The organism is Streptomyces sp. NPDC002851 (genome assembly GCF_053591935.1).
Window position 1 is genome coordinate 61,724 of the sequence record NZ_JBSFUT010000042.1, and the last position, 13,731, is coordinate 75,454.

The following is a 13,731-nucleotide window of genomic DNA, read 5'->3' on the forward strand; positions in this document are numbered from 1 at the left end:
TGACCACCGGTAACACCGGTAACACCGGTAACACCGGTCGTGGCCTCGGGGCCGTCGTCACCCTGCCTGGCGTGGCTCCATCAGCCGTGCGAGCAGGTCGTCGAGGCTGACCAGGCCGGTAAGGCGGCGGGAGTCGTCGCAGACCACGGCGAGCGTCGCACGGCGTCGCCGTAGTTCCTCGAGGGCGTGGGTGACGGTGTGGTGCCCGGTGAATTCCGGCACCGGGCGGGCCAGGTCCCCGGCGGTGGTGGCCTTGCCGCGGGCGCGGGCCACCAGGGCGTCCCGGGCGTGGATGGAGCCGAGGACCGTGGCGCCGTCGCGGACGAGCAGCCGGGTGCGGTCGGTGGCCGCGGCCACCCGGAGGATCTCCTCGACATCCGCCGTCGACGGCACCGACGTGATCTCGTCTGCGGGGGTCTGCAGGTCGCGGACCGGGGTCTGCGGTTCGGTGAGGGAGCTGGTGAGCAGCTCGGAGTCGGTCGGGCTGATCAGGCCGAGGCGTTCGGACTCGGCGACGAGGTGGGTGAGCTGTTCGCGGTTGTGGACCGAGGTCAGCTCGTCGCGCGGGGTGACCCGGCACAGCCGTACCAGCGCGTTGCTGACCTTGTTGAGCAGCCAGAGCAGCGGGCGTACTGCCGTGACCACCGCCCGGAACGGCGGGGTGAGCAGCATGGCCGAGCGCTCCGGGTGAGCGATGGCCCAGGACTTGGGGGCCATCTCACCGGCCACCATGTGCAGGAACACCACGATGACCATGGCGACGGCGAAGGCGATGCCGTAGCTGAGCCCTGCGGGCAGGCCGAGTTTCTCCAGGAGCGGGTCGATCTCGTGCGAGATCGCGGGCTTGGAGATCGAGCCCAGGCCCAGGGTGCAGATGGTGATGCCGAGTTGGGCTCCGGCGAGCATCAGGGAGAGCTCGCGCATGCCGGCGAGCGCGGACTTGGCGCCGCGCTGCCCCGCCGCGGCCGCCTGCTCCACGCGGTGGCGTTTGGCTGCGACCAGGGCGAATTCGGCGGCGACGAAGAAGCCGCTGCCGATCAGGAGCAGGAGCGTGACGAAGAGGGCCATGGGGAAACTCATGCACGGGCCTCCTCGTCGGCTGCGGCGGTATCGGTGGCGGGCTGCTGCTTGAGGCGGACCCGTTCGGGCACGTGCCGGTCCAGGGCCAGTACGTCGATGGCGGCGCGGCCGCCGTCGGGCAGGTGCACGGTCAGGTGGTCGCCGACGGTCGGGAAGCGGCCGAGGCGGTCGATGACGAGTCCGGCCACGGTGTCGTAGTCGTCCTCCTCGGGCAGGTGGACGCCGGTGGCGTCGGCGACCTCGTCGAGGCGGCGGCCCGCGTCCACCAGCCAGCCGCCGTCGGCCTCCGCGACGGCCGTCGCCACCACGGTGTCGGACTCATCCGCGATGTCCCCGACGAGTTCCTCGGCGATGTCCTCGTACGTCACCACGCCCGCGACGCCGCCGTGCTCGTCGAGGACGACGGCGAACTCGTCGTCGCGCTCGCGCATCTGCGCCACCGCGTCGGGCAGCGGCAGGGTGTCGGGCAGGAGCAGCGGGCGGCGGGCCAGCGCTCCGGCCGTGTCCTCCTCGAAGCGGGCGGCGGGCAGCCGCATCAGCTCGCGGACGCCGAGGACGCCTGCGACGTCGTCGGGGTGGTCGCCCAGGACGGGGTAGGTGGAGTGACCGTGCTTGGCGATCAGGCCCACGGCTTGGGCGGCGGTGGCGTCCTTGCGCACGAACACGGCGTCCGCGCGCGGCACCATCACCTCGTCCAGGGTGCGTTCGGAGAAGTCCAGAGCGTGGTCGAGGAGTTCGGCGGTCTCGCGCGGCAGGTGGCCCTGCTCGTGGGATTCGCCGATGAGGTGGCTGAGCTCCTCCAGGGTGGCGCCGTGGTGCAGTTCCTCGACCGGCTCGATGCCGACCTTGCGCAGCAGCTTGTTCGCGGCGCCGTCGAAGACGTGCACCACCGGCCCGACGACCTTCAGGTACGCCAGCGTGGAGGCGGCCAGGGATTTGGCCAGTCGCTCGGGCACGGCGAGCGCGAGGTTCTTCGGCGCGAGCTCGCCGACGACCATCTGCAGGACGGTCGCCACCAGGAAGCCCACCACGACGGAGATCGCCGAGACCGCTCCGTCCGGCAGTCCGGTGCCGTCGAGCGCGGGACCGAGCAGCGCCGACACGGAGGGCTCGGCGAGGAACCCGACGACCAGGCCGGTGACGGTGATGCCCAGCTGGGCGCCGGAGAGCATGAAGGACAGCCGCTCCAGGACCTTCAGGGCGCGGGCGGCCCGTTTGTCCCCGGCCTCGGCCTCACGGGCCAGGGCGATGCGGTCGGCGGCGACGTACGCGAACTCCTGGGCCACGAAGTAGCCGGTGCCCGCGGTCAGGACAAGGACGGCGAGCAGGCCGAGGACAGCACTCAACGGACACCACCCCGCCGCGTGCCGCTCTCAAGCTCAAGCTCAGGGAGGCGGGATGGTCCGGGACAGTGCCCAGGGACGTCGGGGTCCGTCGATCTGGCGGACAAGGTGGCTCCGTTCTCGTACGTGGATCCGGGTAACGATTCTCGGCGTGCAGGACCCCGGTCACCCTGCCACCCCCGCTCCCTGGCTCACGCGGTGCGGGCGGGATGTGGCACGGCTGGTACCGGGAGGCTCACCCATTGCGGGACCGTGGCTCCTTCAGTCGGATCATTCGTACGCGGACTTGTCCGGGACGACGGGTCCGGCTCGGGCATGGCCTGCTGGTGACGCCTGCGGACCATGTTGCGTCAGAGGTCTTAGTACACGGTGGTGATGAAGTACTGGCCGTGCGCGGCGAGGGGACGGGCGTCTTCGAGGCTGTTGGCCCACGTGGCGACGGCGTACCGGCCCGGCTTCAGCGGCAGTTCCAGGGTCACGTGACGTCCGGGGGAGAGCGGCGGGGTGCCAAGCACCCTGGCCATGTCGAACGGCGGCTCCGTAGTGCTGCCGTCGAAGAACGCCTGGAGGTCGTCCTCGGTGACGGAGTCGTCGTCGATGGGGTAAAAGACCAGTTCGTCCACCTGATCCCTGCCCATGGCGTTGACGTAGCGCAGGGTCCTGCCGGGCAGTATGTGGCCCTCCAGTTGGAAGCGTGGCCCCTGGCCGGGTACGTCGCGGGCCGTGAGGACGGCGGCGGGGCGCGCCGGTGTTCCATCGTCCGCGGCGTCGGTGACGGTGAGGGTGCGGAGGTATTCCTGGCCGGGTTCCGGTTCCCGGCCACGGTCGCCCTGGAAGTCCAGGAATTCGAGGACGAGATAGCGGCCCGGCTCCAGGTGTGCGGTGAAGGTCAGGTCCTGGCCGGGATGGGTCTGTGCCCCGCCGAACAGTTCGGCGGTGGCGGCGAACTCCCTCGCCGCCTGGATGTTCTCCGCCCCCTCGGTCTCGAAGACACGTCGCAGCCGTGCGCGGAACTCGTCCTCGCTGGCCCCGCCACGGAGTTGGGCCAGGCCGACGAAGCCGGTGGTACGGCCCGTCGTGTGCACGCGGAAGGCCACGTCGCCGGCGGGGGCCGTCGTCGGCGACATGAAACCGCCCTCACCCGTGACCACAGCCAGCGGGGCCCGCTGCCTCCGCTCCGCTGCCCGACTACGCCCCTGTCCTGCCCCGGTGAGCAGTGTCACCACCGCGGCCGCGCCGCCGATGATGACACCACGCCTGCTGTACCCGCGCATGAGCGTTCCTCCGCGTCCCGTGCCCTGTTGACCTGCTGCCCTGCTGGACTGCTGGACTGCTGGACTGCTGGACTGCTGATGTGACCGGCGACAGCGAACCATTGCTCCGCTCCCGGAGGACAACATTCCGCCCTCGGCGAGAAGGCGGGACGACGGGCCGGAATGAGCCTTTCTTCGGCCCGTCCCTGACCTCTCACACCTGAACCACCAGGCAATTCCTCACCCGGCCTCGGGGGGTGGGGACGGAGCCTCCGTCTCCGGGAGGGGGGCCGGATCAGGGGAAGACCGGGGATAAGTCAGGGGCGGCTCAGGGGCGCCCGGCTCCAGCCGCACCCCTGATCGCTGCACCCGTTCCGGTCACGCTCAACTCCGGTCTGTGGCCGTCGTCTTCGAGGCTCGCCGGGACCGCTCTATGCTTCTACAGCCCTGTAGACACAAGCTGTTGAAGGGCTACGGAAAGATCCTCACGTGAAGGAGTGGACGCCACGATGGTGTTCAAACGGCTGCTCGGTTCGCTCGGCGTGGGCGGCCCCACGGTGGACACAGTCCTCGACCCCGGTCCGGTCCGGCCCGGCGGGGCATTGGCCGGACAGGTTCACCTCAAGGGCGGAAACGCCGACTTCGACATCGACGACATCGCCCTGGAGCTGGTGGCCCGGGTCGAGGCCGAGCACGAGCAGGGCGAGAGCGAGGGCTTCGTCGCCTTTGAGCGGTTCACGGTCGGCGGCGGCTTCCGGCTCGCCGAAGGTGCCGAGCAGAGCGTGCCGTTCAGTGTGATGCTGCCCTGGGAGACGCCGGTCACGGAGCTGCACGGCCAGCCGCTCGGCATCGTGCTCGGGGTGCGCACGGAGCTGGCGGTGGCGGGCGCCAAGGACAAGGGTGACCTCGATCCGCTCACGGTCGCGCCGCTGCCCGCGCAGGAGGCGGTCCTGGAAGCTCTCGGTCAGCTCGGCTTCGGATTCCGCTCGGCCGACCTGGAGTTGGGGCACATCGGCGGTACGGGCCAGCAGCTGCCCTTCTACCAGGAGATCGAGCTGACCCCGTCGCCGGAGTACGCGCACGCGGTCAACGAGATCGAGGTGACCTTCCTCGCCGACCCGGGCGGCATGGACGTGGTCCTGGAGGCGGACAAGCGCGGCGGCCTGTTCTCCTCCGGGCACGACGCGCCGACCCGCTTCTCCGTCAACCACCACGGGGCCGAGGCGGTCGACTGGAACAGCGAAGTCGACGGCTGGATCCGCCAGCTGATCGAGCACCGGAGCGCGCACGGCTCGCACGCCGCATACGGGCACGGGCACGAGGGCCACTCCGGACACCCGCACCACGACGGCCATCACGGTGACGGCCATCACGGTGACGGCCACCACCGTTCGGGGCCCGGCATGGGCACCGCCGTCGCCGCCGGGGCGGCCGGTCTCGCGGTCGGTGTCGTCGGCGGCATGGTGGCCGCCGAAGTCGTGGACGAGGTGGGCGACTTCTTCGAGGGCGACGAGGAGGAAGAGGAGGGGTGACGAAGCGGAGTGACGAAGCAGGGTGATGAGCGGGGCGATGAAGGGGGATACGGCCCTCTTCGTCACCCCGCTAGCCTCTACAGTGACGTAGAAGATCGCTCTGGGCCGGGCCCCGTCCCAGAGCACCCCTGAGACGTGACATACGGAGTTCCCATGGGCCTGTTCGACCGCTTCAAAGAGTCCGCCGCCCAGATGCAGACTCAGCTCCTCGCGAAGAAGAACGACCTCAAGAGCGGCGCCTTCCGCGACGCGAGCATGGCGATCTGTGCCCTGGTCGCCGCCGCGGACGGCTCCATCGACGCCTCCGAGCGCCAGAAGGTGGCCCAGCTCATCGCCACCAATGAGGTGCTGCAGAACTTCGACGCCGACGATCTGCGGCGCCGGTTCGAGGCCAACTGCGACAAGCTGACCGCCGACTTCGACTTCGGCAAGGTCAGCGTGATGCAGGAAATCGCCAAGGCCAAGAAGAAGCCCGCCGAGGCACGGGCCGTCGTCCAGATCGGCATCGTCATCGGCGGCGCCGACGGCGACTTCGACAAGGACGAACAGCAGGTCGTACGCGAAGCCTGCTACGCCCTCGACCTGCCCCCGCACGAGTTCGACCTCTGAGCCGACCCCGGCCCACGGATGCCGGGCCCGCGGGCGCCGTCTGCGGGCCCGGCATCGTCGTCCGTGTGTCCTGATGTCGTGTCCTGTTGTCGTGTCCTGTCGCGGTTGAACCCGAGCGTGCTGCCGCCTCTCCCGCGCCCGCGCCGGTCACGAGCGAGGCGGCAGGGATCTGGCGGCGCCTCGAGCAGGCCGGGCTGCCGGTTGAGAACGTCACGCTCCACAGCCGGGCCAGCGACCCGGACGGCCTGCTCGGCCGCCCCGGGGGCTACCGCAGCAAAGCGGCCTTCGAGGACCGGCGGATCGACGGTGGGGCCGTGGCCGCCGCCGACACGGGGAGCGTCCATCTCGGCGGTGTCATCGAGGTGTTCGACGACGCGGAGTCCGCCCGGCTGCGCGCCGAGCAGCTCCAGGCCGCCGTCGACGTGCCTGCGCCCGCCGAGCACGGTTACCTCTGCGGGCCCGTGCTGCTGCGCCTGCCCCCGTACCTCAGTCCCGAGGCGGCCGACGCCTACGGGGCCGCGATCGGTGCCACGGCGGTGCCGCGCCGGCCCGCGCCGATGGGGGTGTGGCGGGCATGACGACCGGCCCTGCACGGAGGGAGCCCGAGCCGGCGGAAACGGGCGCGGTGCGTCCGGGTCTACAGCGGGGTGGCCGCGTACAGGATGGCCGCCATCGTCACCGCCGAGTTGGCCGACGAGAGGGCGGACGCCACCGTGCCGGCCGCGGCGCCCCAGACGGCCAGGCCCACCGAGGTGAAGGCGGGCGGCCAGATGCGCGCCAGAGGCGCGGGGCCGAGCAGCGCGGCGACCCGGCGTGGCACGGGTCCGGGCCCGGGCGCGGCGAAGTGGGCCAGCGTCGGGGCCGGGGCCGGGCGGGCGACGAGGGCGGCCTTGCCGATCGCGCGGGCCACGGCGGTACGGCTTCCGACCGCTTCGGCAGCGTCCTCGTCGGCCCACCGCTCGGCGGTGAAAGCGACGGAGGTGCGCAGCGGGCGCAGGAACGGGTTGGCGCGGGCGGCCAGTTGGACCGTGAGCAGATACCGGTGGTGACGCCCGGCCAGGTGTGCGCGCTCGTGCGCGAACAGCGCCCGGCGCTCACCGCTGTCCAGAAAGTCGAGCAGCGCGGTGGTCACCACGATCCGGCCACCCCGCCGACCCGGCCCACCGTCCCCGGGCAGGGCGTACGCGTACGAGGCGGCGTCCGGGAGCACGGCCACCTGCCCTTGGCGCAGTCCGGCCAGGGCGGCCCAGGCACGCCGCCGCACCCGGCGATGGCGGACGAGGACGCGGCCACACGCCACGGCGACGGCGAGGAGCGCCGGGATGGCCACCTTCCCGGCGATCTCGTCGAAGGGGACAGCCGCCCGGACCTCCGGATCGGACCAGCCGTCCGGCAACGGGTTGCCGGGCAGCTGCGCGGTGCCGACCACCATGATCAGAGCCAGGCACAGCGTGCTGCACACCGCCATCACGCCCGCGACTGCGGTCAGCAGCCGGGTGGCGGTGCGCGGGTGCAGCCGGTTCTCGGCGATGCGGGCGATCGGCCAGGCCGTTAAGGGCAGGACCAGCGGCAGGAAGACGAAGATCCCCACGGCAGGCTCAGTCCTCCGGCTCTTCCGTGGCTTGCCCCAGCAGGCTCCGCAGGAGCTCTTCATCGTCCGGGCCGAGGCCGGTGACGAAGCTGGCCAGAACCGCCTCGCGGTCCGCCTCCGCGTCGAGCATGCGGCGCATCCGCAGTGCGGCAAGGCCCGCTTCGTCCGCGGCCGGCGTCCAGACGAAGGACCGGCCGCGGCGCTCCCGGGTCACCGCCTCCTTGGCGAGCAGCCGGGTCAGGATGGTCATCACGGTGGTGTACGCGAGGTCGCCGCCGAGCCGTTCCTGCACCCAGCCCGCCGTCACCGGCCCGGACGCCTGCCGCAGCGCGGCGAGCACCAGTGCCTCCAACTCGCCCTGCCCGCGCCGCCGATGACCGTCCGAGCCTTTGCGCCGTGCCATCTTCGCCTCCCTCCGTCCCTGCCGCCCCCCACCTTCCGGGACCGGCGGCTCATCGTAATGACTCACGGGCTCGGCCGCCTCGATGGCACCACCCCCTCTGGATCGCTCTACACACCTGTAGATAGCTTGGAGTCGGCCGGGCGCGCACCGGCCGCCGCCCGGACCGCTGCGCGTCTCCGATTCCCCACCACCAGGGGCGCGGGGTTACTTGCGGCTCGCGAACGTGAACAACGGGAGGGAAACAGATATGGGCATCGTCAGCTGGATCGTCCTCGGCCTGCTCGCCGGAGCCATCGCCAAGATCCTTCTGCCCGGGCGCGATCCGGGCGGCCTGATCGGCACCACGCTCATCGGTGTCGCGGGCGCGTTCTTGGGCGGCTGGCTCTCGGCCACGTTCCTGGACCGCCCGATCCAGAAGGAGTTCTTCGACCTGGCCACCTGGGGTTCGGCCATCGCGGGAGCCCTGGTCCTCCTGGTCGGGTACCGGATCCTCTTCGGCCACTCCCGCGACTGACCGCACCCCGGGGGTGCACGGGCCAACCGCCGCTCGCCGAAAGGCGGTTCACGGCCACAGGCGCTGACACCCCACCCACATGCTTCTACATTCCTGTAGATTCGTCCCGTTCCTTTCAGGCCGGATACGACCGGCACCCCGTGAACCAAGGAGGAGAAGACAGTGGGAGTTTCCCTGGCCAAGGGCGGCAACGTATCGCTCAGCAAGGAGGCCCCGGGCCTGACCGCGGTACTGGTCGGCCTCGGCTGGGACGTGCGCACCACCACCGGCACGGACTACGACCTGGACGCCTCCGCGCTGCTGTGCGACGAGGCCGGCAAGGTCCTCTCCGACCAGCACTTCGTCTTCTACAACAACCTCACAAGCCCGGACGGCTCGGTCGAGCACACCGGCGACAACCTCACCGGTGAGGGCGAGGGCGACGACGAGGCCGTCAAGGTGAACCTCGCCGCCGTACCCGCCGAGATCAGCAAGATCGTCTTCCCGGTCTCGATCCACGATGCGGAGAACCGCGGCCAGTCCTTCGGCCAGGTCCGCAACGCCTTCATCCGCGTGGTCAACCAAGCGGACAACCAGGAGATCGCCCGCTACGACCTCTCCGAGGACGCCTCCACCGAGACCGCCATGGTCTTCGGCGAGCTCTACCGGCACGGCGCCGAGTGGAAGTTCCGCGCCGTCGGCCAGGGGTACGCCTCCGGACTGCGCGGCATCGCCCAGGACTTCGGCGTCAACGTCTGAACCCCTTGGCGGCTCCACCCATGGGCGGCCGCCGGGCAAGCAGCCCTCGCGGCCGCACCCCGGCGACCGTCCATCACGGTGCCGAATCCGACCCGTCGTCCCGACATCACCCATACCGGCCGGGGGAGGCCATGATCCGCTCGACCTCGCTACGCCCTGAGGACCGCGGCGACTTCGAGCTGGTCCTGCACCTGGCACTCGACGCCGCGGACATCCGCGATCTGCTGCCCCCCGAGCCGTCCGCGCCCACCCTCGCCCAGGTGCGTTCCCGGGCCCTCGCCGCGGCCGACGAGATCACGGCCGCCGCCCAGAGCGAATACCGGGCCTACCTCCGAGCCCGCGCCGCCACGGCAGCACAGCCCGCATCCTCCGAGCCCCTGACCCGGCCGCCGACCACATGGGGTGCCTGGTGCGGGCCGCGCCCTGGCGTCGCTCTGCTCCCCGCGCTCGCGGTCCTGGCCCCCCTCATCTCCGCCGCCGCGGCGGCCATCCTCCTGCTGCTCGGCTACGCCCTCCGCCTGACGGGCGCCGAGGCCGACCTGGCGGCCCCGCTCATCACCGCCGGTTGGATCAGCGCCGCCCTCGCGGCCGCCGGCGCCGTCATCGGGGTCACCGCACTCCTGCTGTCGGCCCAGCGTCGGCGTACGACCGACTCGACCACCCGCATACGGCTGTACACGGCCGACGCCGAACAGGCCCGCGAGGCATGGCGCCAGGCGCTCCTCGAACGCGGCATGCTGCCGTACCTCCGCACCGCCCTCGCCGACCACCGGACCACGCACGCCGGGAACGACACCCCACCCGCATCCGACTGACACCCCATCAGCACTACAGCCAGGAGAATCCGCACCCATGTCCGTGAACCTCACCAAGGGCCAGCAGATCAGCCTCAGCAAGTCCGACGGCAGCGCCCTCACGGCCGTACGCATGGGCCTGGGCTGGAAGTCCGCACCCCGCAAGGGCTTCCTGGCCAAGCTCACCGGAGGTGGCGAGATCGACCTCGATGCCTCCGCGGTGCTCTTCGCGGGCCAGGAGCCCGTCGACGTCGTCTTCTTCCAGCAGCTGACGAGCGACGACGGTTCGGTCCGCCACACCGGCGACAACCTCGTCGGCGGCGCGGGCCAGGGCGGCGACGACGAGACGATCCTGGTCGACCTCGCCCGCGTCCCCGCACACGTCGACCAGATCGTCTTCACCGTCAACTCCTTCACCGGACAGACCTTCGCCGAGGTGCAGAACGCCTTCTGCCGCCTCGTCGACGAGAACACCGGCGCCGAACTCGCCCGCTACACCCTCACCGGCGGCGGCAGCCACACCGCCCAGATCATGGCCAAGGTCCACCGCGACGGAGGCGGCTGGCAGATGCGGGCCATCGGCGAACCCGCCGCGGGTCGCACCTTCAAGGACCTCATGCCCGCCATCGCCGCCCACCTGTGACAGGAGCCCCGGTTCCATGCTCGGCATAAGCGAACTCGCCATCCTCCTCATCGTCGTCATCCTCATCCTCGGCGCCAAGAAGCTCCCCGAACTCGCCCGCTCCGCAGGCAAATCCGCCCGCATCCTCAAGGCCGAGGCCAAGGCCATGAAGAAGGACCGGACAGCCGACGACGAAAGCCACAACAGCCCGCCGCAAGTGATCGAGGGAAGGGTGATGCCGCCCCAGGACACGGACAACCGCCCGGACGACCACCGAAACCCCGGCAACGACCGGCAGCACCCGCAGTGACCAAGCTTCCGGAACCCCCGCGCCGAGCATGAGACTGAGCCCCGGCCGGCCTTCCAGGACTTGGTGCCGACCGCCTCGGCGGCCCTTCGCTGAGGCGCACCGCGCTCACGCCGCGCCGAAACCCGCCCGGAGCAGAGGCAGGGCCACCCGAAGGTCAGCCGCCGAACGGATATGGACCTCCAGGTCGCCGCCACCGTGGTGTCCGATCCTGCTCACATCACTGGCGAGCAGCAGCCTCAGGAGCAGTTCCTCGGCAACGCAGCTCAACGCCTCGAGGTGCCCTCGGTAAAACGTGTGGTGAGGGCGATGGCCGTCACGAGGAACGTGGTCGCGGGCGGCGGGGCCATGGCCGATGAAGCGCTGCCGTCGTATCCGCAGAAGGCGCACCGGTACTCGTAGGCGGTCAGCACCGGCTCCCGCATCCGTCGCTCCCGCCGCCTGCGCACCGCCGCCGGGTCGTCGTCGCGGACTGGGCACCACGGCCCGTCCTGACGGCTGCGGGGGCGGCGCGACGGTGGCGGGAGAGAAATTTCTTTCGGGATGTCTGTCCGGCTCTCCCCGGCTCGTCATCACTATGCCGGGCCACATGCCGTGGTCCGGGAGGCGATGAGGAGGAGGCGATCGGTCATGGGCACGATCAGTATTTTCGAAAGTGTGACCCTGGACGGAGTCATGCAGGGCGTGGGACGGGCGGACGAGGACACGCGTGCCGGCTTTCGCCACGGCGGGTGGGGGGACGGCTACGGCGATGAGGTGATCGGGCAGTTCGCCGGTTCGAGCATCGGCAGGACCACCGCCATGCTGTTCGGGCGGCGGACGTACGAGGACCTGCTGGGCTACTGGACCTCCGTGCCGGAGCCCAATCCGTTCACCGAGGCTCTGGTGGGCCAGCGGAAGTACGTCGTCTCGCGCGACGCGGGCACCGAGCTCGCCTTCCCCCGTTCCACCCTCCTGCCCGGAGAGGCGAGCGAGACCGTGGCCGCGCTGAAGCGGGACGTCGAGGGGGTGATCACCGTCCTCGGCAGCGGAGAACTGGTGCGTTCGCTCCACGCGGCGGGGCTGGTGGACGAGTACGTTCTGCTGATCCACCCGATCGTGCTCGGTTCGGGCACCCGGCTGTTCGGCGAAGGGGAACGCGCCGATCTGGAGCTGGAGGAGTCGGTCACGTCCACGACCGGCGTCATGGTCGCGCGGTACCGGGTCAAGCGACACGGTCGGTCCGGCACGGCTGTGTAAGGGTGGCGATATGCGGTACATGCTGTTGTTCCACTACGGCGAGGAGACCGACGAGTCGATCGGCGAGGAGGCGATGGCCGCCGGGATGCGGGCCTTCGCGGCCTACGCCGGGACGCTGGAGCAGGCCGGCGTGCTGGTGAGCGGCCAGGTGTTGCAGCCGTCGGCCATGTCGACCACCCTCACCCTGGTCGAGGGAGAGCCGCGCATTCAGGACGGGCCGTTCGCCGACACCAGGGAGCAACTCGGCGGTGTGATCGTCATCGACGTGCCGGATCTCGACGCCGCCCTTGAGTGGGCGCGGCAGGCGCCCCCCGCTTCGTGGGGCACGGTCGAGATCCGGCCCGGTGCCGTGCACCTTGACGACGGGAGATGGGTTCCGTCCTCATGACCGGCGAGTCGGCAGAGACGGCCGGGACGGCAGAGACGGCCGGGACGGCAGAGACGGCCGGGACGGTCGGGACGGCCGCGGAGGTCGCGTCCGTCGCCGAGCGCACCGCGCGGACCTCATTCGGCCGGCTGGTGGCGCTGCTGGCGGCCCCCACCGGCGATCTCGAACTCGCCCAGGACACCCTGGCGCAGGCGTTCGAGCAGGCCCTGACCGCCTGGCCACGGGACGGCGTGCCGCGCAACCCGGAAGGCTGGCTGCTGACGGTCGCGCGGAACCGGCAGCGGGACGTCTGGAAATCCGCCGCGCACCGCCGTAACCAGCCACTGGAGGCGGCCACCGACACCGGCGCGGACGCCGTCTCACCCCTGGAGGATCTCGACCCGGACGCGATCCCGGACCGGCGGCTGGCCCTCCTGTTCGTCTGCGCTCACCCGGCCATCGCCGCCAACGTCCGCACGCCGCTGATGTTGCAGACCGTGCTCGGGTTCGACTCCGCCGAGATCGCACGGGCTTTCGCGGTGCCCGCCGGTGCCATGTCGCAGCGGCTGGTGCGTGCCAAGCGGCGCATCCGCGACGCGCGCATTCCGTTCGTCATCCCCGGACGGCAGGCCATGCCCGAGCGCCTTCCAGGGGTGCTGGAGGCGATCTACGGCTGCTTCGCGCTGGCCGGGCCGAGGCGGGGCGAGAGGGAACCGCTCGCCGGTGAGGCCGTGCACCTCGCCGTCACGACGGCCACCCTGCTCGGCGATGAGCCCGAGGCGTGGTCCCTGGCGGCGCTGCTGGCGCTGGCAGCCGCCCGGGCGACGTCCGCCGGGACCTACGTACCGCTGGACCGGCAGGACACGGCCCGGTGGGACCGGGCGCTCATCGCACGCGGGGAGGAGTACCTGCGGCGGGCCGAACGCCCCGGCCGGGCACCGGGCCGGTTCCAGCTGGAGGCCGCCATCCAGGCCGTGCACTGCGACCGGGCCCGGACCGGTCAGACCGACTGGGCCGCGCTCGGCACCCTCTACGCGGCCCTGGTCGCGGTCGCGCCGAGTATGGGAAGCCGCGTCGCGCACGCGGCCGTCGTGGCACACACGGACTCCCCGGAACGCGGGCTGGCGCTGCTGGACGGCTTGCCGGCCGAACGCCAGCGGTTCCAGCCCTACCATGCGACGCGCGGCGACCTGCTGGCACGCCTCGGCCGAAGGGCGGAGGCCGTAGCAGCGTTCGCCGAGGCGGTGGCGCTCAGCGACGACCCGGCCGCCCGCGCCTTCCTCGAACAACGTGCCGCGACGCTGAGAGCCCGTAACACGATCCAAGGACCGCCCTGACC

The 13,731-nt window shown here is 71.3% G+C and carries 17 protein-coding genes and 1 pseudogene; 12 read left to right on the plus strand and 6 right to left on the minus strand.

All coding sequences use genetic code 11. From position 1 onward, the window contains the following. Nucleotides 1–57: 57 nt before the first annotated feature. From ACWD10_RS32560 to ACWD10_RS32570, 3 genes are all read right to left on the minus strand, one after another. Complete coding sequence (locus ACWD10_RS32560) at nucleotides 58–1,080, minus strand: hemolysin family protein (RefSeq protein WP_451097264.1); 1,023 nt, start codon at nucleotides 1,078–1,080, stop codon at nucleotides 58–60. Further along, the gene (locus tag ACWD10_RS32565; RefSeq protein WP_451097265.1) at nucleotides 1,077–2,426 is read right to left on the minus strand and encodes a hemolysin family protein; all 1,350 of its coding nucleotides are present in this window, start codon (nucleotides 2,424–2,426) and stop codon (nucleotides 1,077–1,079) included. The genes ACWD10_RS32560 and ACWD10_RS32565 overlap by 4 nt, the downstream gene beginning before the upstream one ends. A gap of 356 nt (nucleotides 2,427–2,782) precedes the next feature. Continuing rightward, the gene (locus tag ACWD10_RS32570) at nucleotides 2,783–3,697 is read right to left on the minus strand and encodes a hypothetical protein (protein ID WP_451097266.1); all 915 of its coding nucleotides are present in this window, start codon (nucleotides 3,695–3,697) and stop codon (nucleotides 2,783–2,785) included. A 488-nt stretch (nucleotides 3,698–4,185) separates the two neighbouring features. Between ACWD10_RS32570 and ACWD10_RS32575 the strand changes: the two genes are divergently transcribed. From ACWD10_RS32575 to ACWD10_RS32585, 3 genes are all read left to right on the plus strand, one after another. Continuing rightward, nucleotides 4,186–5,208, plus strand: a complete 1,023-nt coding sequence (locus ACWD10_RS32575; protein WP_451097267.1) for a sporulation protein — start codon at nucleotides 4,186–4,188, stop codon at nucleotides 5,206–5,208. 153 nt (nucleotides 5,209–5,361) lie between these two features. Beyond that, nucleotides 5,362–5,817, plus strand: a complete 456-nt coding sequence (locus tag ACWD10_RS32580; RefSeq protein WP_451097268.1) for a tellurite resistance TerB family protein — start codon at nucleotides 5,362–5,364, stop codon at nucleotides 5,815–5,817. Between the two features lie 86 nt (nucleotides 5,818–5,903). Further along, nucleotides 5,904–6,395 carry a hypothetical protein gene (locus ACWD10_RS32585; protein ID WP_451097269.1) on the plus strand — a complete coding sequence of 164 codons (492 nt, stop codon included), beginning with the start codon at nucleotides 5,904–5,906 and terminating at the stop codon, nucleotides 6,393–6,395. 59 nt (nucleotides 6,396–6,454) lie between these two features. On the opposite strand, the gene ACWD10_RS32590 is transcribed toward ACWD10_RS32585, so the two are convergent. Further along, nucleotides 6,455–7,408, minus strand: coding sequence for a M56 family metallopeptidase (locus tag ACWD10_RS32590; protein ID WP_451097270.1), 954 nt, complete (start codon nucleotides 7,406–7,408; stop codon nucleotides 6,455–6,457). A gap of 7 nt (nucleotides 7,409–7,415) precedes the next feature. After that, the gene (locus tag ACWD10_RS32595) at nucleotides 7,416–7,811 is read right to left on the minus strand and encodes a BlaI/MecI/CopY family transcriptional regulator (RefSeq protein WP_451097271.1); all 396 of its coding nucleotides are present in this window, start codon (nucleotides 7,809–7,811) and stop codon (nucleotides 7,416–7,418) included. Nucleotides 7,812–8,058: 247 nt separating this feature from the next. Between ACWD10_RS32595 and ACWD10_RS32600 the strand changes: the two genes are divergently transcribed. From ACWD10_RS32600 to ACWD10_RS32625, 6 genes are all read left to right on the plus strand, one after another. Beyond that, nucleotides 8,059–8,325: a GlsB/YeaQ/YmgE family stress response membrane protein gene (locus tag ACWD10_RS32600; RefSeq protein WP_451097272.1), complete on the plus strand. Its 267-nt coding sequence runs from the start codon at nucleotides 8,059–8,061 to the stop codon at nucleotides 8,323–8,325. A gap of 162 nt (nucleotides 8,326–8,487) precedes the next feature. Further along, nucleotides 8,488–9,063: a TerD family protein gene (locus ACWD10_RS32605; protein WP_451097273.1), complete on the plus strand. Its 576-nt coding sequence runs from the start codon at nucleotides 8,488–8,490 to the stop codon at nucleotides 9,061–9,063. Between the two features lie 131 nt (nucleotides 9,064–9,194). Next, nucleotides 9,195–9,878 (plus strand): hypothetical protein, encoded by a 684-nt coding sequence (locus ACWD10_RS32610; protein WP_451097274.1) that lies wholly within the window; start codon nucleotides 9,195–9,197, stop codon nucleotides 9,876–9,878. Between the two features lie 37 nt (nucleotides 9,879–9,915). After that, a complete protein-coding gene (locus tag ACWD10_RS32615) occupies nucleotides 9,916–10,500 on the plus strand; it encodes a TerD family protein (protein WP_451097275.1) in 585 nt (194 codons plus the stop codon). 16 nt (nucleotides 10,501–10,516) lie between these two features. Next, nucleotides 10,517–10,789: a Sec-independent protein translocase subunit TatA gene (gene tatA, locus ACWD10_RS32620; protein ID WP_451097276.1), complete on the plus strand. Its 273-nt coding sequence runs from the start codon at nucleotides 10,517–10,519 to the stop codon at nucleotides 10,787–10,789. 171 nt (nucleotides 10,790–10,960) lie between these two features. Next, the gene (locus tag ACWD10_RS32625) at nucleotides 10,961–11,188 is read left to right on the plus strand and encodes a hypothetical protein (RefSeq protein ID WP_451097277.1); all 228 of its coding nucleotides are present in this window, start codon (nucleotides 10,961–10,963) and stop codon (nucleotides 11,186–11,188) included. Here the strand turns inward: ACWD10_RS32625 and ACWD10_RS32630 are convergent. Beyond that, nucleotides 11,152–11,241: pseudogene (locus ACWD10_RS32630) on the minus strand (phosphorothioated DNA-binding restriction endonuclease); the annotation flags it as partial. The gene ACWD10_RS32625 and the pseudogene ACWD10_RS32630 sit on opposite strands and share 37 nt — an antisense overlap. A 175-nt stretch (nucleotides 11,242–11,416) precedes the next feature. Between ACWD10_RS32630 and ACWD10_RS32635 the strand changes: the two are divergent. Genes ACWD10_RS32635 through ACWD10_RS32645 form a run of 3 tightly spaced genes read left to right on the plus strand, consistent with a single transcriptional unit; the run spans nucleotide 11,417 to nucleotide 13,729 of the window. Further along, the gene (locus ACWD10_RS32635) at nucleotides 11,417–12,025 is read left to right on the plus strand and encodes a dihydrofolate reductase family protein (protein WP_451097278.1); all 609 of its coding nucleotides are present in this window, start codon (nucleotides 11,417–11,419) and stop codon (nucleotides 12,023–12,025) included. 10 nt (nucleotides 12,026–12,035) lie between these two features. Beyond that, complete coding sequence (locus ACWD10_RS32640; protein ID WP_451097279.1) at nucleotides 12,036–12,413, plus strand: YciI family protein; 378 nt, start codon at nucleotides 12,036–12,038, stop codon at nucleotides 12,411–12,413. After that, nucleotides 12,395–13,729 (plus strand): RNA polymerase sigma factor, encoded by a 1,335-nt coding sequence (locus ACWD10_RS32645; protein WP_451097280.1) that lies wholly within the window; start codon nucleotides 12,395–12,397, stop codon nucleotides 13,727–13,729. Before ACWD10_RS32640 ends, ACWD10_RS32645 begins: the two co-directional genes overlap by 19 nt. The last annotated feature ends 2 nt before the right edge of the window (nucleotides 13,730–13,731 follow it).